This is a genomic window from Streptomyces caatingaensis, assembly GCF_001187435.1.
Taxonomy (GTDB): domain Bacteria; phylum Actinomycetota; class Actinomycetes; order Streptomycetales; family Streptomycetaceae; genus Streptomyces; species Streptomyces caatingaensis.
This window is the reverse complement of the sequence record NZ_LFXA01000004.1, coordinates 22195-41299: the sequence shown is the minus strand read 5'-3', so window position 1 is coordinate 41299 and position 19105 is coordinate 22195. Positions and strand designations below refer to the sequence as shown.

The window sequence follows — 19105 nt, the reverse complement described above, 5'->3', positions numbered from 1 at the left end:
CGCCGCCCGGACCGCCGGCCGCCACGATCGGTACCCGAGGGTAACAACCCCTAGCCGTACGGCCGTCGGCGTGTTTATGGTGCCGTCATGCCGCACCTTCCGGATGTCGTGTTGTGGTCGGTTCCCGCCTTCACCGTGCTCACCGCGATCGAGGCGGTGAGCTACCGCCTCCATCCCGACGACGAGGCCGAGGGCTACGAGGCCAAGGACGCGGCGACCAGCATCGGCATGGGCGTCGGCAGCGTGTTCTTCGACGCGCTGTGGAAGATACCCATCGTCGCGATCTACACCGCGATCTACGAACTCACGCCGCTGCGCGTGCCGCTGCTGTGGTGGACGCTGCCCCTGATGCTGCTCGTCCAGGACTTCCTCTACTACTGGTCGCACCGCGGCCACCACGTGATCAGAATCCTGTGGGCCTGCCACGTGGTGCACCACTCCAGCCGGAAGTTCAACTTCACCACCGCGCTGCGCCAGCCGTGGACCACCTGGACGGTCTGGCCGTTCTACGTGCCGATGGTGGCGCTCGGGGTGCACCCGGCGGCGGTCGCCTTCTGCTCCGGCGCCAACCTCGTCTACCAGTTCTGGGTCCACACCGAACGCATCAAGAAGCTGCCGCGCCCCTTCGAGTACGTCCTCAACACCCCCTCGCACCACCGGGTCCACCACGCCTCCCAAGGCGGTTACCTGGACCGCAACTTCGGCGGGATCCTCATCGTCTGGGACCGGCTCTTCGGCTCCTTCGTCGCGGAGGGGGAACGGCCGGTCTACGGGTTGACGAAGAACATCCACACCTACAACCCGCTCCGCGTCGCCACGCACGAGTACGCCGCCATCGCCCGCGACGTCCGCGCCGCCCGCACCTGGGGCGAACGCGCGGGCCGGATCTTCCGCGGCCCCGGCTGGCAGCCGCGCGGTCACGAGCCGCGGATCCCCGGGCAGGCACGCGCCTCCGGCCCCGCCGGGCCGGTCCCGGTCCGCCCGACGGCCCCGGCCCCGGGCCCGCGCCCCGCGCACGGCCGGACCGCCGCCACCCCGGAGGCGGCGGTGGCTTCGGCCCCGGCCCGCCCCAAGTCCCGGGAACGGAACCGGTGATGGGCGCCCGGCGCGGACGGGGCCGGGCTTCGGGGGCGCCCCCTCGGAGGGAGCCGGTGACCGGCGCGGGTGGGCGGGGGGCGCCGTGAGGGCCCCGCGCCGTCCCCGGCTCGCGGTGGCCGCCGCGGGCGTCCACCTCGGGGCCCTGCTCACCGGGGCCGCGCCCGTCGCGCGGGCCACCAAACCGGCGCTGATGCCGCTGCTCGCGGAGTACGTCCTGGTACGCGGCGGACCACCGCTGCTCGCGGTCGCGCTGCTGCTCGGCTGCGCCGGGGACGTCCTGCTGCAGACCGGCGGGGAGACGGCGTTCCTGCTGGGGATGGGCGCGTTCGCGGCCGGACACCTCTGCTACCTCGGGCTGTTCGCCCGGCACGGCACCCGGCCGCGGGGCCGCTCCGGCCGGCTGCCGGCCGCCGGCTACGCCGCGGCCTGGGCCGGCACCACCGGGCTCCTGTGGTCCGGGCTGCCCGGCCGGCTGCGCGTTCCCGTCGCGGCCTACGGGCTGCTGCTGACGGCGATGGCGTACGGGGCGCGGCGCACCGGGCGCCGTGGCGCGGCGGGCGGTGCGCTGTTCCTGCTCTCCGACGCGCTGATCGCGTCGGCGCTCGCCGACTGGCCGCAGGCGCCCGTACCCCAGTTCTGGATCATGCTGACCTATCTCGGGGCGCAGGCCCTCCTGGCGGACGCGGTGGTGCGGGCACGCGCCGCCGGACCGGCGGGCGCCGGCGCGTAGCCGCCTGCGCGCCGGGCGTACGGAAAGGGCCCGGGCGCGTGCGCCCGGGCCCCTCCCGCCGTACGCCGGGCGTCAGTTGCGGACCGCGGCCAGCGCGTCCACGATGCCGTAGCCGTAGTGGCTGTTGATGTGCTTGGTGCCGACGCAGGGGGCGTCGGCGGGGGCCTGGGCCGGGCAGCCCGGGTTCTTGGCCTGGGCCTTGAGGATCCACTGGATCTCCGCCGCGTTGGACTTCGGGTGCGTGCTCTTCAGCAGCGCCACCACGCCGGCGACGTGCGGGCCGGCCATCGAAGTGCCCTGCAGGAAGCCGTAGTCGCCGCCGGGGAGGGTGGAGAGGATGCGGCCGTCCTTGGCGGGGGCGTCGGGGATCTGGCGGGCGTCGCCGCCGGGGGCCGCCACGTCGATGGCGCCGAGGCCGTAGTTGGAGTAGTACGACTTCAGCGAGTTGACGCCGGTGGCGGAGACGGTGATGACACCGGGCAGCTGGGCCGGGACGTCCAGGCAGGTGGCGGGGTTGATGTCACGCGGGCCGGGCTTGGTGTCGTTGGGGCTCGACGTGTCGTTGATCTTCTTGGCCGCGAGGTCGAAGTTGGAGTTGCCGGCGGAGGCGACGTTGACGACGCCCTTGCGGTCGGCGTACTGCACCGCGCGGTTGACGGCGTCGGAGATGGCCTTCTGGTCGGCGTCGTCCGCGCAGTTGAACATCCACGGGTCGACGTAGTAGCTGTTGTTCGTCACCGATATGCCGTGGTCGGCGGCGAAGACGAAGGCGCAGACCACGCTCTCCGCGTAGAAGAAGCTGCCCTTGGCGGTGCTCACCTTGAGCGCGGCTATCTTCGCGTTCGGGGCGACGCCGGCGACGCCGACGCCGTTGCGGGCCGCGGCTATGGTGCCCGCGACGTGCGTGCCGTGGTAGTCGCTCTTGGGGTCGAACGGCCGCCAGGCGCTGAAGCTCGTGTCGGCCTTGCCGGTGACACAACTGGCCGACTGCGCGCGGGAGAAGTTCGGCGCGAGGTCGGGGTGGGTGTCGTCGACGCCGGTGTCGATGACGCCGACGGTGACCTTGCGGCTGCCCGGGTCGACCTTCGCGGCCTGGTCGGCCTTGATGGCCGGGAGGTCCCACTGGAGGCTCTCCAGCGGCTCCTGGGCGGGCTTGCCGGCCTTGCCGGACTTCGCGGCCGCGGCCGCCTTCGCCGCGGCCGCCGCGTAGCCCTTGGGCAGCTTGACCTTCTCCGGCTTGCCGACGTCCGTGGTGGCCGCCGGGGCGATGGGCGCGGTGCGGGTGGCGCCCGCGGACGCCACGCCCGGCACGGCGCGCAGGGTCTTGGCGAAGTCGGGGTTGGCCGAGTGCGCGACGATGACGCCTATCTTGTCGTACGACTCGACGATGCTGCCGCCGTTCTGCCGGACGGCCTTCTTCACGGTGTCGAGCGTGCCGCGCTCGGTACCGGTGTTGACCACGTACGACAGCAGGGGGCTGTCCGTCCTCACCGTGGCCTTGGCGGCGGCCGGGGCGGCCGCCGAGGCGACGCCCGGCAGGAGGCCGAGGGAGGCGGTGAGGGCCAGACCGACGGGCACGGCGAGGAGGGCGTGCCGGCGTCTGGTGCGCAGATGAGCCATGGGAACTCCACATCATCCGGGCCGTCCGGGCACCAGGCGTGCCGGACGGGTACATGACGAGTGAAGCTAGCGCCGATCATGGTCGAAGAGCAATGAATTCCCCAAGAAAGCGGCGGACTTCATGTGCCCTCACATGCCGGGGGCGGCGCTCACGGCCGGGGGACGGCTCCGGACCCCCGCAGCGCCGCGATGCTCAGCGGCGGGAGCGGCACCCGCGGACCGTACCAGCGCCCGGCGGGCGGGACCGCCGCCGGCCGCGCCGCGGGCGCGGCCGGCACGGGCGCCGTCAACCTGACGATTCCGAACGGTCGTCGACCGGGGGACTGCCGGCGATGCGGCAACTCGGTGCTCACGCCAGGTCAACGAGGCCCCTGCGGCGCGGTTGTGCCCCTCCGGGCCATGCTCCGTCATTCAACGACCGCCCCCCTGTCGCATACTGCGGTGTCGCTCTACGATGCGTGACCCGGATCACAAGCATCGGCTCGCGCCCGCACCCACCCACCGTCAGGAGAGGCCGTGGACTCAGAAGAGGTCGCGGAGACCCCCAGCCCCACCACCACGCCGGCACAGCGGCCCGACGGGCCGCCCCGGGCCGGCATCCCCGCCCAGCCCGACCGCTTCCTCGCCGTCCAGGCGAGCGACGAGTTCGGCGAACTGCGCAGGGCCCACCGTTCCTTCGCCTTCCCGCTCACCGTCGCGTTCGTCGCCTGGTACCTGCTCTACGTGCTGCTGTCCAACTACGCGGGCGGCTTCATGGACACCGTCCTCGTCGGCAACATCAACGTCGCCCTCGTGTTCGGCCTCGCCCAGTTCCTCACCACCTTCCTCATCGCCTGGTGGTACTCCCGGCACGCCGCGGCCCGCATCGACCCCCGCGCCGAGGCCGTCAAGGCCCGTATGGAGGCGGCCGAATGAGCCACTCCCTCACGGTCCTGGCCGCGGGCGGCGCCGGTGAGCACCGCACCCTGATCATCACGCTGTTCTCGGTCTTCGTCGCCATCACCCTGGGCATCACCGTCTGGGCCGGCCGGCAGACGAAGAGCGCCGAGGACTTCTACGCCGGCGGCCGGTCCTTCACCGGCTTCCAGAACGGCCTGGCGATCTCCGGCGACTACATGTCCGCGGCGTCCTTCCTCGGCATCGCCGGCGCCATCGCCCTCTTCGGCTACGACGGCTTCCTCTACTCCATCGGCTTCCTCGTCGCATGGCTGGTCGCCCTGCTCCTGGTCGCCGAACCGCTGCGCAACTCCGGCCGGTTCACCATGGCCGACGTCCTCGCCCACCGGCTGGCGCAGCGCCCGGTGCGCACCGCCGCCGGCACCTCCACCGTCGTCGTCTCGATCTTCTACCTGCTGGCCCAGATGGTGGGCGCGGGCGCGCTCGTCGCCCTGCTGCTGGGCGCGAGCGGCGAGGGCGCGCGGCGCTGGATCATCGTCCTGGTGGGCCTGGTGATGGTGCTCTACGTGACCATCGGCGGGATGAAGGGCACCACGTGGGTGCAGATCGTCAAGGCCGTCCTGCTCATCGCCGGCACCCTGCTGATCACGGTCCTGGTGCTGAACAAGTTCGACTGGAACCTCTCCCACCTGCTCGGCGCCGCCGCCGACAAGAGCGGCAAGGGCCGGGCGTTCCTCGAACCCGGGCTCCAGTACGGCAAGGACGGCACCTCCAGGCTCAACTTCGTCTCGCTGGGCCTCGCGCTCGTCCTCGGCACCGCCGGACTGCCGCACATCCTCATCCGCTTCTACACCGTGCCCACCGCCAAGGCGGCCCGTACGTCGGTGAACTGGGCGATCGGCATCATCGGCGCCTTCTACCTGATGACCATCGCCCTGGGCTTCGGCGCGGCCGCCCTCGTCGGCTCCAAGGCCATCGTCGCCTCGAACGAGTCCGGCAACACCGCGGCGCCGCTGCTCGCCGAGGAGGTCGGCGGGGGAGCCGGGTCCACCGGCGGCGCGGTGCTGCTCGCGGTGATCTCCGCGGTCGCCTTCGCCACCATCCTCGCCGTGGTCGCCGGGCTCACCCTCGCCTCGTCCGCGTCCTTCGCCCACGACCTGTGGGCCAACGTCATCCGCAAGGGCGCGACCGGGGAGAGGGAGGAGGTCCTCACCGCGAAGATCGCCGCCGTCGTCATCGGCGGGATCTCCATCGCGCTGGGCATCTTCGCCCACCGGCTCAACGCGGCCGCGCTGGTGGCCCTCGCCTTCGCCGTCGCCGCCTCGGCCAACCTCCCGACGGTCCTCTACAGCCTCTTCTGGAAGCGCTTCACCACCCGCGGCGCCCTCTGGTCGATCTACGGCGGACTCGTCTCCTCCGTCACCCTGGTGATCTTCTCGCCGGTCGTCTCCGGCAACCCCAAGGCGCTCTTCCCGGGCATGGACTTCGACTGGTTCCCCCTCGGCAACCCCGGAATCGTCTCCATCCCGCTCGGCTTCCTGCTGGGCTGGCTCGGCTCGCTGCTCCCCCAGGAGGCGGCGGACCCGAAGAAGTACGCCGAACTGGAGGTCCGTTCGCTCACCGGCTACGGCGCGCACTGACGCCCGGCCCCTCCCGCGGCCCCGGGACGGCGACGACCGGTGCCGTCCCGTCCGGGGGATCGCGTACGCTGCGGACCATCGGCACCACGGTCACCGGCCATCGCGGGAGGGGCAATTCCGTGCTCATCGACACTTACGGCCGCGTCGCCACCGACCTCAGGGTCTCCCTCACCGACCGCTGCAACCTCCGCTGCACCTACTGCATGCCCGAAGAGGGCCTCCAGTGGCTCGCCCGGCAGGACCTCCTGACCGACGACGAGATCGTCCGCCTCGTACGGATCGCCGTCACCCGGCTCGGCATCACCGAGGTCCGCTTCACCGGCGGCGAACCCCTGCTCCGCCCCGGGCTGGTCTCCATCGTCGAGCGCTGCGCCGCCCTCGCCGAGGGCCCCCGGCTCTCGCTCACCACCAACGGCATCGGCCTCGCCCGCACCGCCGGCGCACTCGCGGCCGCCGGGCTGGACCGCGTCAACGTCTCCCTCGACACCCTGCGCCCCGACGTCTTCCGCCGGCTCACCCGGCGCAAGCGCCACCAGGACGTCCTCGACGGCCTCGCCGCCGCCCGGGCCGCCGGCCTCGCACCCGTCAAGGTCAACACCGTCCTGATGCCCGGCCTCAACGACGACGAGGCCCCCGACCTGCTCGCCTGGGCGATCGAGAACGGCTACGAACTGCGCTTCATCGAGCAGATGCCGCTGGACGCCCAGCACGGCTGGCGCCGCGAGGAGATGATCACCGCCGGGGACATCCTGGCGAGCCTGCGCACCCGCTTCGCGCTCACCCCCGAGGAGGGCCGCGGCTCCGCCCCCGCCGAGCGCTGGCTCGTGGACGGCGGTCCGGCCCGCGTCGGCGTCATCGCCTCGGTCACCCGGCCGTTCTGCTCGGCCTGCGACCGCACCCGGCTGACCGCCGACGGACAGGTGCGCAGCTGTCTGTTCGCCACCGAGGAGACGGACCTGCGCGGGGCGCTGCGCTCGGACGCGGACGACGAGGAGATCGCCCGGCGGTGGCGGCGGGCCATGTGGGGCAAGAAGGCGGGCTCCGGGCTCGACGACCCGGCGTTCCTCCAGCCGCGCCGGCCGATGTCCGCGATAGGCGGCTAGCGCCTCGCCTCCCACTCGGCGAGCGTCACCACGTCCTTGAGGAAGCCGCGCAGGCCGAGGAACTGCGCGAGGTGCTCACGGTGTTCGTCGCACGCGAGCCAGGTCTTGCGGCGGTCGGGGGTGTGCAGCTTGGGGTTGTTCCACGCCAGCACCCAGACGGCGGGGGTGCGGCAGCCCTTGGCGGAACAGACGGGAGTGGCGGGGGTGTCCGGAGTGTCGGAGGAGGTCACCCGTCAACTCTACGTGTCCGTAAGCGGGCACGACGACGCCGGGCAGCCACGGGGGGAGCCGCCCGGCGTCGATCATTCGCTCCGACGGGGGATGCGGAGCGCCTACGAAGTATGTCACGGAGAGCCCCGTGAAGGGCACCTAAAGACATGATTGATTTGAGGTTTTGCTGAGCTTCGACCGTGCGTTCCGGAACCCAAGCCTCAGTTCTGGTCGCCCTGTTGGGGCCGGCGAGGGCTCTCACCGGCGGAGTTCGCCGTTCCGCCGGGGCCCGGGGGGCCGGGGGTGAGGGCCGGGCGGGTGGGCCCGGGGATGAACGTCTTCGGCAGCGAAGGGACGTTCTCCCGGCCCGCGTTGGCGATCACCACCGCGACGTAGGGGAGCAACATGCCCAGGACGAGGGTGCCGAGGGCGACGTACCGCTCCACGTTCCACAGCACCACCGTCAGGATGACCGCGAGCGTGCGGACGCCCATCGAGATGACGTAGCGGCGCTCGCGGCCGCGCACGTCCTCCTTCAGGCCCTGCCGGGCCCCGGTGATCCGGAAGGTCTCCGTCTGGCCGCGCTTCCGTATCACGTGCACCACCTGATCGCCTCTGCTGTTCGGGATGTACTCAACGTTACGCCGCGGTTCCCGGCAAGACGAGAGCGGGGCCCGCTCGACGTGCGGCGCCGTGCGGCCCGGCCGACACTGGCGGCATGAACTGGTTCTGGGCCATCGTCGTCGGTCTCGTCCTCGGGCTCATCGCCAAGGCGATCCTCCCCGGGAAACAGCGGATCCCGCTGGTGTTGACGATCATCTGCGGAATGATCGGGGCCGCCCTGGGGAACTGGGGGGCCTCCGGGCTGGGGGTGCGGCACACGCACGGCATCGACTGGATCCGGCACGCGCTGCAGCTGATCGGGGCCGTGGTCGTGGTGGCGCTGGGCGACCGGGTGTGGGCCGGCGTGCGGGGGCGCCGCCGCTCCGACGTCTGAGCGCCCCCACCCCTCCCCGGGGCGGGGGCGCTCTCACCGCTTGCGGCGCGGCCGTTCCCTACAGGCCGCGCAGCTCCGCGACCTTCCGGCCCGCCTTCAGGTAGACGCCGGTGACCTCGGAGTCCAGGCCGGACCCGGCCAGCAGCTCGGGCACGACCTCCCCGAGCGGACGAATCGCGTCCGACTCGGCGAGCACGATCGCCTGCTGCCCGGCGGCCCCGGCCGTCTCGACGACCAGCCGCAGCCCGTTCTGCTTCGCGACCCGCCGCGCCGCCGACGCGCTCGGCTGGAAGCCCAGCACCTTGCTGAGCACCCCCGTCACCGGCTCGGAGCCGTGCTCCGCGACCTCGACGACCGGCAGCGCCTCCACGTCCGTGAAGCTCTTCTTCGAGAACTGCGCGACGAAGCCCGCCCGGGCGGCCATCGCGGCCTCGACGCCGTGGAGCGCGGCCACGACCTCACCGGCGAGGACCTTCTTGAGGTCCATCGGGTGGAGCGAGCGCTCCTCGACCCGGGACAGGACGAGGGCGATCTCCGCGTCCGTCCACTCCGTCCACGCCTTGAGGTACGGCTCCATGAGCCGGTCCGGGACGGACATGATCTTGCCGAAGACGTCGTCGGCGGTGGCGGTCAGACCGACGTAGTTGCCCTTGGACTTGGACATCTTCGCGCCCGTGCCGTCCGTGCCCTCGATGAGCGGCATGGTGACCACGAGCTGCGGCCGCTGCCCGCGCAGCTCCATCAGCCTGCGGCCCATCTGCAGGTTGAGGAGCTGGTCGGCGCCGCCGAGCTCCACGTCGCACTCCAGGGCCACGGAGTCCAGGCCCTGGGCGACCGGGTAGAGCAGCTCGGACATCGTCAGGCCGGAGCCCGAGGCGAGCCGGTTGCGGAAGTCCTCCCGCTGGAGCAGCTGCGAGACCGGCACCTGGGAGAGCAGGCCGAGCAGCTCCGGGAAGGTGAAGGGCGACAGCCACTCGCTGTTCTGGCGGAAGCTGACCGCCTCGAAGTCGAAGAACGGCCGCACCTGCTCGCGGTAGCCCGCGAGGTTCTTCTCGATGTCGGCGTCGGTCAGCGGCGGCCGCTCGGCCGTACGGCCCGTCGGGTCGCCGATCTTCGCCGTGAAGTCGCCGATCAGCAGCGTGACCTCGTGGCCCATCCGCTGGAAGCGGCTGAGGACGATCATCGGCACGGTGTGGCCGAGGTGGACGTCGGCCGCCGTCGGGTCGATGCCCAGCTTGATGCGCAGGCCCCGGCCCGCCGCCCGGCGCTCCTCGATCCGCTCGGCCAGCTTGTCCCGGCCCGGCAGCACCTCGACGGCGCGGCCCGCGATCAGCCCGGCCTGTTCCTCCGGCGAGAGGTCCGTCAGGTCCAGATAGCGCCGCGCCTTCGTCTCGGTGAGCAGCTGCTCCACGGTCGAGTCGGTGGAGAGGTCCTGCGCGAGGAGCTCGCTGGCGCGGGCGACGGATTCGCCGAGGCGTGTCATGGCGTTCCTGGGGTCGTTGGCGGACGAGGGGACGGGGAGGGCCCCGTCGCCCGCCAGTCTATTCGGACCGCCCGCACGCCTCCCCGCCCGGACGCCCGCGCCCGGCTCAGACCCCCTTGCTCACCGAACTCATGTTGAAGTCCGGGATCCGCAGCGCCGGCATCGCCGTCCGGCCGAAGTACTTGCCGATGTCCCGGGCGAGGGTGCGTTCGGCGCGGCCCGCCTCGACGGCCCGGGAGAGCAGGCCGACGGGGGACTCGTTGAAGCGGAAGTTGTTGACCTCGCCCACCACCTCGCCGTCCCGCACGAGGAAGACCCCGTCCCGGGTGAGCCCGGTGACCAGCAGCGTCGCCGGGTCCACCTCGCGGATGTACCAGAGGGAGCTCAGCAGCAGCTCGGGGCCGTCGTGACCGCTCGCCGCGATCATCTCGTCGAGGGAGCGGGTGCCGCCCGCCTCCAGGACCAGGTTGTCCGGATAGGGCGCGACCGGCAGGCCCGTCAGCGCGGCGCTGTGCCGGGTGGTGATCAGCCGTTCCAGCACGCCGTCGCGGATCCACTCGGTGGTGCCCACCGGCAGCCCGTTGTCGAACACCGAGATCCCGTCGGTGGAGCAGCCCGCCAGGACGAACGGGGCGCACTCCAGGCCCGGCGCGGCGGGGTCGGTCCGCAGGGTCACCGGCAGGGCCGCCAGCTTCTCGCCGACCCGGGTGCCGCCGCCGGGCCGGGAGAAGGCGGTGCGGCCCTCCGCCGCGCCCCGGGCGTCGGCCCGGGTCTGCTGGTAGACCATCAGGTCCGCCACGGCCGACGGCGGCAGCAGCGTCGGGTGCCGCCCGGCGGGGAGCTCGACGCGGCGGCGGGACCAGCGCAGCCGCTCGGCGAGGGAGGCGTCCAGGGCGAGGGGGTCCACGTCCGAGAAGTCGCGGGTGGGCACGGCCGCCCACACCGAGCCCGTGCCGTCGGCCCCCTTGGCGTTCAGCTCGGCGCTGCCGGTGGGCTGGTCGTGCCGCAGCCGCAGCCCGGCGGAGGTGCCCAGGTAGCTGGTGACGCTCTCGTGGTGGGCGAAGCCGTACAGCTCGCGGCCGGCGGAGCGGGCGCGCGCGAAGGACTCGCCCAGGGCGGGGGCGAAGGAGTCGAAGACGGCCGCGGTCGTCTCGTCGGGCTCCTCGGTGAAACCGGGGGACTGCGGGACGCCCGTCACCGGTGGCACGGCGTCCTCGGCCGGCCCCGCCGCGCGGGCGGCCCCCTCGGCGGCCCGGACCAGCTCCTCCAGCCCGTCCGCGGTGACGCCGGAGCGGGTGACGACACCCGCGGCGGTGCCCTCGCCGCCGTCCACGGCGGCGATCACGGTGACGGTGCGGCCGCGCGTGACGCCGTTGGTGGTGGGCGCGTTGCGCGCCCAGCGGAGGCCGGCCGTGGAGCGCTCGCCGACGATCACCGTGCACGAGTCGGCGCGGGAGAGGGCGAGGGCCCGCTCGACGATCTCGTGCGGCTGCTGCTGACGCTTCGTCATTTCCCGGCCTCCTGCGCGGTGTTCAGGACGTTCACGTTCCGGAAGAGGGCCGTGGGGCAGCCGTGCGAGACGGCCGCGATCTGGCCCGGCTGCGCCTTGCCGCAGTTGAACGCCCCGCCCAGCACATAGGTCTCCGGGCCGCCCACCGCCGTCATCGCACCCCAGAAACACTGCCCGGTGAACCGGAAGTTCACCGGGGGAGCGGGGGGCGTACTGCTCGTAGATGTGTTTGTGCAGGTCATAAGGACTTACACGGGCTGCCCTCACTCCCTGTGGCTGACGCAGAACGTGGCAGAGGGCGGGCACGTGGCGAAAGCCGGTGACGTGGCGCCGGAAGCGGGCGGGCTGGAGGGTGTCACCGGCGTCCACGGCTGCCCCCCGGCTCGCCGTTGAGGAGTCGGCTCCCCCCCGAGCCGCCGCCCGCTCTCGGTCAGTGGCACAGGAGCAGGCTGAGATCGCTCATGGGGTCAAGGACCGAAGCGGCCTCCGCACCCTTGCCCGTCTCGCGGTCGCGCGCACCGAACTCGGCTTCCATCAACTGAAGATCGAGAAGCGACAACGTCCCCACCCTCCTTGTACGCGCCCACACCTGCCGTGGGTCACCTCCTTCAGGGATAGCGCCCGGCTCCGGTCGCAGGACAGGCGGGAACAACCAGCGCTCGACCCACACCCACCGCGTGCGGAAGCGCACTTCACCCCCGACGGAAGGCCCACACCCATGGCTCATCGTGCCGCCTCAGCCGACCCCTGCTGAGGAGGACATCGGTGACCGGGACGACGTGACCTAGCCGGCTCGCCGTGATGCCGTGTCGGCCCGGTGCCCGATCGGGGTCCCCGCGCGGGCGGTCCGTCAAGGTCGACCCGACTCGGCCGAAGCGTTGAGGATGTTCACATTCCGAAACAGTGCCGAGGGGCACCCGTGAGACACGGCGGCAATCTGTCCGGGCTGGGCCTTTCCGCAGTTGAAAGCTCCTCCTAGGACGTAAGTCCGGGGTCCGCCGACCCCTTCCATGGAGCCCCAGAAGTCAGGGGTTGTCCCCTGGTAGACGACATCCCGGAGCTGCCCGCACAGGCGGCCGTTCCGGATCGCGTACGCCCTCTGCTGTGTGAACTGGAAGTTGTAGCGCTGCTGGTCGATCGACCACGACCGGTCGCCGACGACGTAGATCCCCCGGTCCACGCCCGCGATCAGCTCCTCCGTCGAGGGCCCGTCCGGGGCGGGCAGCAGCGAGACGTTCGCCATGCGCTGCACCGGCATGCGCGACGGCGAGTCCGCGTACGAGCAGCCGTTGGAGCGGCCCAGGCCGTGCAGCCGGGCGATGCGCCGGTCGAGCTGGTAGCCGGTCAGGACGCCGTGCTCGACGATGCTCCAGGACTGGGCGGCCACGCCCTCGTCGTCGTAGCCGACGGTCGCCAGGCCGTGCTCGGCCGTCCGGTCGCCGGTGACGTTCATCAGCGGCGAGCCGTACCGCAGCGTCCCCAGCCCGTCCGGGGTGGCGAACGAGGTGCCCGCGTACGCCGCCTCGTAGCCCAGCGCCCGGTCGAGCTCGGTGGCGTGGCCGACCGACTCGTGGATCGTCAGCCACAGGTTGGACGCGTCGACGACCAGGTCGTACGCCCCCGGCCGCACGCCCGGCGCGCGCAGCTTCTCCGCCAACAGCGAGGGGATCTCCGCCAGTTCGGCGTCCCAGTCCCAGCCGGTGCCCGTCAGGTACTCCCAGCCGCGGCCCGCCGGCGGGGCCAGGGTGCGCATCGACTCGAAGGCGCCGCCGGCCGCGTCCACGGCCACCGCGGTCAGGCGGGGGTGGACGCGGACGCGCTGCTGCGTGGTCGTCGTGCCCGCGGTGTCCGCGTAGAACTTGTTCTCGTGCACCGCCACCAGCGAGGCGTCCACGTGGCTCACGCCGTCCGCGGCCAGCAGCCGGCCGCTGTAGTCGGCCAGCAGCGCGGTCTGTTCGGCGTCCGGTACGGAGAAGGGGTCCACCTCGTAGGACGAGACCCAGGTGCGCTCGCCGTAGGACGGCTCGTCGGCCAGCTCCACCCTCTCGGCCGAACCCGCCGTGGCGTTCACCTTCGCCGCCAGCCTGGCCATGGCCACCGCCTGCCCGGCCACGCGCGCGGCGGCGTCCATGGTCGGCTCGGTGCCCGAGGCGAAGCCCCAGGCCCCGTCGTGCACCACCCGCACCCCGTACCCGAGGTCGGTGGTGTCCGAGGAGCCCGCGAGGCGCGCGTCGCGCAGCCGCCGGCCGGCGGTGCGCACCCGCTCGAAGCGGAAGTCGGCGTGGTCGGCGCCCAGCGCGCGGGCGCGGGCCAGGGCGGCGTCGGCCAGCGGACGCAGGGGAAGGGCGAGGAATGACGCGTCGATGGAATGCGGCACGGAACCTCCCGAGGGTCGTCGCCGTGCATCATGCCCGCGCGCCGCGCCGGCCGGCGGGAGATTCTGTAGAGATCCCACAGTGACCGGCACCCGTCCGCTGTCAGTGCCCGATTGTCTCTCCGGCGAGCACTACCGATACGTTCGTGTAGTCCAGCTCCGTCCCTGACCATGGAACGGACCACTAACGGAAGGGTGATCCTTTGAGCCGCTCGGTTCTCGTCACCGGAGGAAACCGGGGCATCGGCCTCGCCATCGCGCGCGCCTTCGCCGACGCGGGCGACAAGGTCGCCATCACCTACCGGTCGGGCGAGCCGCCCGAGGGCTTCCTCGCGGTCAAGTGCGACATCACGGACCCGGAGCAGGTCGAGCAGGCCTACAAGGAGATCGAGGAGAAGCAGGGCGCCGTCGAGGTGCTGGTGGCCAACGCCGGCGTCACCCGTGACCAGCTCCTGCTGCGCATGTCCGAGGAGGACTTCACCTCCGTCCTGGAGACGAACCTCACCGGCACCTTCCGGGTCGTCAAGCGCGCCGCCCGGGGCATGCTCCGCGCCCGCAAGGGCCGCGTCGTGCTGATCTCCTCCGTCGTCGGCCTCCTGGGCTCGGCGGGGCAGGCGAACTACGCCGCCTCCAAGGCCGGCCTGGTGGGCTTCGCCCGCTCCCTCGCCCGCGAGCTGGGCTCCCGCAACATCACCGTCAACGTCGTCGCGCCCGGCTTCGTGGACACCGACATGACGCGCGTGCTCAGCGACGAGCAGCGCGCGGCCATCGTGGCCGGCGTCCCGCTGGGCCGTTACGCGCAGCCCGAGGAGATCGCCGCCTCGGTCCGCTTCCTCGCCTCGGACGAGGCCGCATACATCACCGGAGCCGTCGTTCCCGTCGACGGCGGATTGGGCATGGGTCACTGATCGCCATGAGTGGAATCCTCGCAGGCAAGCGCATCCTGGTCACGGGTGTCCTGACCGAGCAGTCGATCGCCTTCCAGGCCGCCAAGGTCGCCCAGAACGAGGGCGCCGAGGTCATCCTCACCGGCTTCGGCCGGCTCTCCCTGGTCGAGCGCATCGCCAAGCGGCTGCCGAAGCCGGCGCCGGTCATCGAGCTGGACGTCACCAACCAGGAGCAGCTGGACGGGATCGCCGACAAGGTGCGCGAGCACCTCGGCGAGGGCGTGGCCCTGGACGGCGTCGTGCACTCCATCGCCTTCGGCCCGCAGGGCGCCTTCAACTTCCTGGAGGCCACGTGGGAGGACGTCTCCACGGCCGTCCACGTCTCGGCGTACTCCTACAAGGCGCTCGCCATGGCGCTGCTGCCCGTGATGCGGGAGGGCTCGTCCGTCGTCGGCCTCACCTTCGACGCCCAGTTCGCCTGGCCGAAGTACGACTGGATGGGCGTGGCCAAGGCCGCCCTGGAGGGCACCAACCGCTACCTCGCCCGTGACCTGGGCCCCAAGGGCATCCGCTGCAACCTGGTCTCGGCCGGCCCGATCCGCTCGATGGCCGCCAAGTCCATCCCGGGCTTCGAGGAGCTGGCCGACGTGTGGAACCACCGCGCGCCCATCGGCTGGGACCTCGCCGACCCGGAGCCGGCCGGCCGCGGCGTCGTCGGCATGCTGTCCGACTTCTTCCCCCGCACCACGGGCGAGATCGTGCACGTCGACGGCGGCGTGCACATGATGGGCGCCTGACGCGCGCCGCCCGCGCCCCCGGGGCCGCGCGCCCGTCCCCCGGGACGGGCCGCGGCCCCGCGCCGTCCCCCCGCGCCCGCCCGACTCGAAAAACGGGCCGGCCGCCCGCACACTGAGGGGCGAAGCCCCTCGGACCGCGGGGGAGGAGGTACGGCCGTGATCTCCCCGGCAACCGCGATATCCGCGCCCGGTCTCCGCCGCGCGACGGCGCTGCTGCTGACCGCCGCCGCCCTCGCCGGGCCCTCCGCCCCGGGCCCCCTCGCCGCCCACCCCCGCGCGGCCTCCGCCCGCCCGGCGCCCCGCCCCGCCCCGCCGCCCGGCGCCGAGTGCCACACCCGCGTCCGCGGCTCGCACGCCACGGCCGACTGCTTCAACGGCAACGCCACGCCCGACCGGGTGCAGCTGCACCTGCGCTGCGCCCGCTGGTGGGACCCGGCCATGGACACGGCCCCCGTCACCGTCGGACCCACCCGGCACGTCAGCCTCGCCCAGCGCTGCTGGCTGACCGTACGGGACGCCTGGGTCAGTCACGCCCCGGACTGATCCCGCCGCTCCCCCGGGGCCTCCCTCGTCACATACGGGTGCGCGCCCGCCTCCGCGGCCGCCGCGGCCGCGTCCCCCGAGCGGATCGCCGCGACCAGGCGCGCGTGGTCGGCCGGCGTCCGGGGGCGCGGCTGCGCCCCCACGTCCGCGCGCAGGAAGTCCCGGACGACCGAGCCGAGATCCGCGTAGAGCGCCGCCAGCACCTCGTTGCGGGCGGCGGCCACCACCGCGGTGTGGAACGCCGCGTCGGCCTCGACGAACCGTTCGAGATCGCCCGAGCGCCACTCCCGCTCGCGGCGCTCCAGCAGCTCCTCCAGCCGGGCGAGGTCCTCCTCGGTGCGGCGCTCGGCCGCGAGGGCCGCGGCCTTGGTCTCCAGGGCGCTGCGCAGCTCCGCCACGTGCAGCGGGTCGGCGCCGGCGAAGCGGCGGCCCATCACGCCGGCCAGCTCGCTGGTGGCGGCGACGTAGGTGCCCGAGCCCTGGCGGATGGTGAGCAGCCCGTTGTGCGCGAGCGCGCGGACGGCCTCGCGGACGGTGTTGCGGGCGACCCCCAGGCGCTCGACGAGCTCCGGTTCGGTGGGGATGCGGGTGCCGACGGGCCAGGCGCCGGAGGTGATCTGCCGGCGCAGCTCGGTGATCACCTGGTCCACGAGCGGGGCCCGGCGGGGCGAGGTCAGAGACATGGCGCGCCATTCATCCCATGATTCTATGATGGGGGCTATGCGTGGTGTGGTGGCGGACGAACCGCCGACGACGACGGAGGCGGCGGGGCGGGCGCTCCCCGGCGCGGCCCGGTGGTGGCTCGGCGCGGGGCTCGTCCTGGCCGCCCTCAACCTACGGCCCGCGATCACCACGCTGGGCCCGCTGATGGCGGAGGTCCGGCAGGGCCTCGGGATGAGCGGCACCGTCGCCGGGGTGCTCACCTCCGTCCCCTCGCTGTGCTTCGCGCTGCTGGGCCCGGCCGCGCCGCGGCTGGCCCGGCGCTTCGGCCCGGCCGCCGTCGTCTGCGGCGGTCTCGCGACGGTCGCGGCGGGCCTGGCCCTGCGGCCGTTCGCCGGCGGCACCGCCGGGTTCCTGCTGCTGAGCGCGCTGGCCCTGGCCGGCATAGCGGTGGGCAACGTCCTGATGCCGGTCGTCGTCAAACGCTGGTTCCCCGACCGGGTCGGACCCGCGACCGGCGTCTACTCGATGGCCCTCACCGCCGGCTCGGCGGTCTCCGCGGCCGGTGCCGTGCCGCTGGCGGACGCGCTGGGCGGCGGCTGGCGGCCGGGGCTCGCGGTCTGGTCGCTGCTCGCCCTCGCGGCGGCGGGCGCCTGGTGGGGGCTCGCCCGGCGGAACGGACGGGCCGCGCCGGCCGCCGGGCCGGTGCGCGAGGCGCCCGCCCCGCACGTCCGCGTCTCCCGCAGCCCCACCGCCTGGGCCCTCGCCGTCTTCTTCGGCCTCCAGGCCACCGGCGCCTACATCACCATGGGCTGGCTGCCGCAGATCTTCCGCGACGCGGGCGTGGGCGCGGGGACGGCGGGGCTGCTCGCGGCCGTGACCATGCTCGTGGGCGTGCCCTTCTCGCTGCTGCTGCCCGGCATCGCCGCCCGCGTCCGCAACCAGGGCTTCGTCGCCCTGGCCCTGGTCGCCTGCGGCCTCGCCGGGTACGCGGGGCTCCGGTTCGCCCCGGCCGCCGGCTGCTGGGCCTGGGCGGTGCTGCTCGGCATCGCCAACAGCTCCTTCCCGCTGGCCCTGACCATGATCGGCATGCGGGCGCGGACCGGCGCGGGCGTGGTGCGGCTGTCCGCCTTCGCGCAGAGCGTCGGCTACCTCCTCTCCGTCCCCGGGCCGTTGCTGGTGGGCCGCCTCTACCAGGCCACCGGCGGCTGGGACCTGCCCGTCGCCCTGCTGGCGGCGCTGCTGGTGCCGCAGGCCGTGGCCGCGGTGCTGGCGGGGCGCGACCGCAGCGTCGAGGACGAGGGCCGACCCCGGTGCGGGAACGGGCGGACGGACTGGGACACTGGGGGCATGCCCGTCATGGACACCAATCCCGACCCCAAGAAAGGTCAGAAGGCGTTTCTGACCATCCTCGGCGCGATGCTCGGCATCACCGTCGTCATCGGCGTCATCGCCACCTTCGCCTCCGGCTGAGCCCTGCCCGGCCGTCCCCCCTCCGTCCCCCCCCGGGCGGCCCGTCCTGCCGGTGATGGTGGTGCCGGCACCACCGTCCCCTAGGGGGCGGGCCTCCGGGGGGAGTGGGGGGTTCACCGGATGGGAGGGCAGGCGCCCGCTCCGTAGGTTCGTAGGGCAGGGGCACCGCGGCGTACGCGACGCGGTGCCCGCACCCGACCGGACCGTACGGAGGCCCCGCCATGCCCGCCCGCAGGCACGACCGCACGCGCACCGCGCAGACCCGCCTGCCGTGGTGGGCCGCGGCGCTGCCCGCGCTCGCCTTCGTGGCCCTCTTCGCCGCCCTCTTCGCCCTGCCGGCCGCCCCGGCCCCGGCCCCCGCCGCGGAGGACGCCCCCGCCGCGCAGCCGTCCGGGCCGCTGGCCCGCGTCGTGCTGCTCGTCGAGCACTGGGCCGCGTGAGGTGCCCGCCGCGACCCGTCCCCCCGGGGAGGGCAAGCCTCCCAACACCCCGCGCCTCGCGGCCCGTTTCGTGCGAAGCTGGATCGCATGAGCGCCGACACGACCCGCAGGATCGTCCTCTTCCGCCATGCCAAGGCCGACTGGCCCGACGTCGACGACCATGAGCGCCCGCTCGCCGAGCGCGGCCGCAAGGACGCTCCGGTCGCCGGGCGCTGGCTCGCCGGATCCGGCGTCACCCCCGAGCTGGCCCTGTGCTCCACCGCCGCCCGCACCCGCGAGACCTGGAAGCTCGCCGCCCACGAACTGCCGCAGCGGCCGCGCACGGTGTACGAGGACCGGCTCTACGAGGCGTCACTCGGCGAACTGATCGCCCTGCTCAACGAGGTCTCCGACGAGGTTTCCGACCTCGTCGTGATCGGCCACAACCCCGGGATGCACGCGCTCGCGGACGCCCTCTCCGGGGAGGCGGACGGCGATCTGCTCGCCCGGCTGAACCGCACCGGCTTCCCGACCGCCGCCCTCGCGGTGATCTCCTTCGGCGGGTCGTGGAAGGGGCTGGAGCACGGGGTGGGGCGCCTGGCGGCCTTCTGGACGCCGCGGGCCTGAGCCCCCGAGCCCGCTACGGGGCGGGAGCGAGGTCCGA

General features: G+C 73.4%; 20 protein-coding genes and 1 pseudogene. 12 read left to right on the top strand and 9 right to left on the bottom strand.

Annotation, left to right across the window (positions count from 1 at the left end):
• Positions 1-87: 87 nt before the first annotated feature.
• Positions 88-1095 (top strand): sterol desaturase family protein, encoded by a 1008-nt coding sequence (locus AC230_RS07570; RefSeq protein WP_049715297.1) that lies wholly within the window; start codon positions 88-90, stop codon positions 1093-1095.
• Positions 1096-1180: 85 nt separating this feature from the next.
• Positions 1181-1828 carry a lysoplasmalogenase gene (locus AC230_RS07565; protein WP_049715296.1) on the top strand — a complete coding sequence of 216 codons (648 nt, stop codon included), beginning with the start codon at positions 1181-1183 and terminating at the stop codon, positions 1826-1828.
• A 72-nt stretch (positions 1829-1900) separates the two neighbouring features.
• On the opposite strand, the gene AC230_RS07560 is transcribed toward AC230_RS07565, so the two are convergent.
• Positions 1901-3448, bottom strand: coding sequence for a S8 family peptidase (locus AC230_RS07560; protein ID WP_049715295.1), 1548 nt, complete (start codon positions 3446-3448; stop codon positions 1901-1903).
• A 516-nt stretch (positions 3449-3964) separates the two neighbouring features.
• On the opposite strand from AC230_RS07560, the gene AC230_RS07555 reads away from it, so the two are divergent.
• The 3 genes from AC230_RS07555 to moaA all read left to right on the top strand — a co-directional run bounded on the left by AC230_RS07555 (position 3965) and on the right by moaA (position 7088).
• Positions 3965-4363, top strand: coding sequence for a DUF485 domain-containing protein (locus AC230_RS07555; RefSeq protein WP_198535471.1), 399 nt, complete (start codon positions 3965-3967; stop codon positions 4361-4363).
• Entirely contained in the window at positions 4360-5985 is a 1626-nt protein-coding gene (locus AC230_RS07550; RefSeq protein WP_049715294.1) for a solute symporter family protein, read from the top strand. The genes AC230_RS07555 and AC230_RS07550 overlap by 4 nt, the downstream gene beginning before the upstream one ends.
• Before the next feature lie 119 nt (positions 5986-6104).
• Positions 6105-7088: a GTP 3',8-cyclase MoaA gene (gene moaA, locus AC230_RS07545; RefSeq protein ID WP_049715293.1), complete on the top strand. Its 984-nt coding sequence runs from the start codon at positions 6105-6107 to the stop codon at positions 7086-7088.
• Here moaA and AC230_RS07540 read toward each other — a convergent pair.
• Together AC230_RS07540 and AC230_RS07535 are read right to left on the bottom strand one after the other, a co-directional pair.
• On the bottom strand, positions 7085-7318 hold the full coding sequence (locus tag AC230_RS07540; protein ID WP_049715292.1) for a hypothetical protein: 234 nt from the start codon (positions 7316-7318) through the stop codon (positions 7085-7087). The genes moaA and AC230_RS07540 overlap by 4 nt on opposite strands.
• A 201-nt stretch (positions 7319-7519) precedes the next feature.
• Positions 7520-7891 carry a DUF3099 domain-containing protein gene (locus AC230_RS07535; protein ID WP_049715822.1) on the bottom strand — a complete coding sequence of 124 codons (372 nt, stop codon included), beginning with the start codon at positions 7889-7891 and terminating at the stop codon, positions 7520-7522.
• A 125-nt stretch (positions 7892-8016) separates the two neighbouring features.
• Between AC230_RS07535 and AC230_RS07530 the strand changes: the two genes are divergently transcribed.
• Positions 8017-8295: a GlsB/YeaQ/YmgE family stress response membrane protein gene (locus tag AC230_RS07530; RefSeq protein ID WP_049715291.1), complete on the top strand. Its 279-nt coding sequence runs from the start codon at positions 8017-8019 to the stop codon at positions 8293-8295.
• A gap of 58 nt (positions 8296-8353) precedes the next feature.
• Here the strand turns inward: AC230_RS07530 and tyrS are convergent, their stop codons facing one another.
• The 5 genes and pseudogenes from tyrS to AC230_RS34630 form a co-directional block, all read right to left on the bottom strand.
• Entirely contained in the window at positions 8354-9778 is a 1425-nt protein-coding gene (gene tyrS, locus AC230_RS07525) for a tyrosine--tRNA ligase (RefSeq protein WP_049715290.1), read from the bottom strand.
• A 106-nt stretch (positions 9779-9884) separates the two neighbouring features.
• The gene (locus tag AC230_RS07520; protein WP_049715289.1) at positions 9885-11288 is read right to left on the bottom strand and encodes a metallopeptidase TldD-related protein; all 1404 of its coding nucleotides are present in this window, start codon (positions 11286-11288) and stop codon (positions 9885-9887) included.
• Positions 11285-11461 (bottom strand): annotated as a pseudogene (locus AC230_RS31835) (TldD/PmbA family protein); the annotation flags it as partial. The gene AC230_RS07520 and the pseudogene AC230_RS31835, both read right to left, overlap by 4 nt.
• A 257-nt stretch (positions 11462-11718) precedes the next feature.
• Entirely contained in the window at positions 11719-11847 is a 129-nt protein-coding gene (locus tag AC230_RS31830; protein ID WP_157868535.1) for a SapB/AmfS family lanthipeptide, read from the bottom strand.
• A gap of 291 nt (positions 11848-12138) precedes the next feature.
• A complete protein-coding gene (locus AC230_RS34630) occupies positions 12139-13665 on the bottom strand; it encodes a TldD/PmbA family protein (RefSeq protein WP_049715288.1) in 1527 nt (508 codons plus the stop codon).
• Positions 13666-13865: 200 nt separating this feature from the next.
• Between AC230_RS34630 and fabG the strand changes: the two genes are divergently transcribed.
• The 3 genes from fabG (at position 13866) to AC230_RS07500 (ending at position 15889) form a co-directional block, all read left to right on the top strand.
• Positions 13866-14570: a 3-oxoacyl-[acyl-carrier-protein] reductase gene (gene fabG / locus AC230_RS07510; protein ID WP_049715287.1), complete on the top strand. Its 705-nt coding sequence runs from the start codon at positions 13866-13868 to the stop codon at positions 14568-14570.
• A 5-nt stretch (positions 14571-14575) separates the two neighbouring features.
• A complete protein-coding gene (gene fabI, locus AC230_RS07505) occupies positions 14576-15346 on the top strand; it encodes an enoyl-ACP reductase FabI (RefSeq protein WP_049715286.1) in 771 nt (256 codons plus the stop codon).
• A gap of 156 nt (positions 15347-15502) precedes the next feature.
• Entirely contained in the window at positions 15503-15889 is a 387-nt protein-coding gene (locus AC230_RS07500; protein ID WP_241833131.1) for a hypothetical protein, read from the top strand.
• Here AC230_RS07500 and AC230_RS07495 read toward each other — a convergent pair.
• The gene (locus tag AC230_RS07495) at positions 15874-16572 is read right to left on the bottom strand and encodes a FadR/GntR family transcriptional regulator (protein WP_049715285.1); all 699 of its coding nucleotides are present in this window, start codon (positions 16570-16572) and stop codon (positions 15874-15876) included. The genes AC230_RS07500 and AC230_RS07495 overlap by 16 nt on opposite strands.
• Positions 16573-16600: 28 nt before the next feature.
• Between AC230_RS07495 and AC230_RS07490 the strand changes: the two genes are divergently transcribed.
• The 3 genes from AC230_RS07490 to AC230_RS07480 all read left to right on the top strand — a co-directional run bounded on the left by AC230_RS07490 (position 16601) and on the right by AC230_RS07480 (position 19068).
• Positions 16601-18022, top strand: coding sequence for an MFS transporter (locus tag AC230_RS07490; protein WP_422125563.1), 1422 nt, complete (start codon positions 16601-16603; stop codon positions 18020-18022).
• 221 nt (positions 18023-18243) lie between these two features.
• On the top strand, positions 18244-18462 hold the full coding sequence (locus tag AC230_RS07485; protein WP_049715284.1) for a hypothetical protein: 219 nt from the start codon (positions 18244-18246) through the stop codon (positions 18460-18462).
• A gap of 87 nt (positions 18463-18549) precedes the next feature.
• Positions 18550-19068: a SixA phosphatase family protein gene (locus AC230_RS07480; RefSeq protein ID WP_049715283.1), complete on the top strand. Its 519-nt coding sequence runs from the start codon at positions 18550-18552 to the stop codon at positions 19066-19068.
• Positions 19069-19105 lie beyond the last annotated feature (37 nt).

Coding starts and splice junctions, on each gene's coding strand:
- AC230_RS07570 (WP_049715297.1), top strand. CDS start 88: ATGCCGCACCTTCCGGATGTCGTGTTGTGGTCGGTTCCCGCCTTCACC.
- AC230_RS07560 (WP_049715295.1), bottom strand. CDS start 3,448: ATGGCTCATCTGCGCACCAGACGCCGGCACGCCCTCCTCGCCGTGCCC.
- AC230_RS07550 (WP_049715294.1), top strand. CDS start 4,360: ATGAGCCACTCCCTCACGGTCCTGGCCGCGGGCGGCGCCGGTGAGCAC.
- AC230_RS07530 (WP_049715291.1), top strand. CDS start 8,017: ATGAACTGGTTCTGGGCCATCGTCGTCGGTCTCGTCCTCGGGCTCATC.
- tyrS (WP_049715290.1), bottom strand. CDS start 9,778: ATGACACGCCTCGGCGAATCCGTCGCCCGCGCCAGCGAGCTCCTCGCG.
- AC230_RS07520 (WP_049715289.1), bottom strand. CDS start 11,288: ATGACGAAGCGTCAGCAGCAGCCGCACGAGATCGTCGAGCGGGCCCTC.
- fabI (WP_049715286.1), top strand. CDS start 14,576: ATGAGTGGAATCCTCGCAGGCAAGCGCATCCTGGTCACGGGTGTCCTG.
- AC230_RS07495 (WP_049715285.1), bottom strand. CDS start 16,572: ATGTCTCTGACCTCGCCCCGCCGGGCCCCGCTCGTGGACCAGGTGATC.
- AC230_RS07490 (WP_422125563.1), top strand. CDS start 16,601: ATGGGGGCTATGCGTGGTGTGGTGGCGGACGAACCGCCGACGACGACG.
- AC230_RS07485 (WP_049715284.1), top strand. CDS start 18,244: ATGCCCGCCCGCAGGCACGACCGCACGCGCACCGCGCAGACCCGCCTG.
- AC230_RS07480 (WP_049715283.1), top strand. CDS start 18,550: ATGAGCGCCGACACGACCCGCAGGATCGTCCTCTTCCGCCATGCCAAG.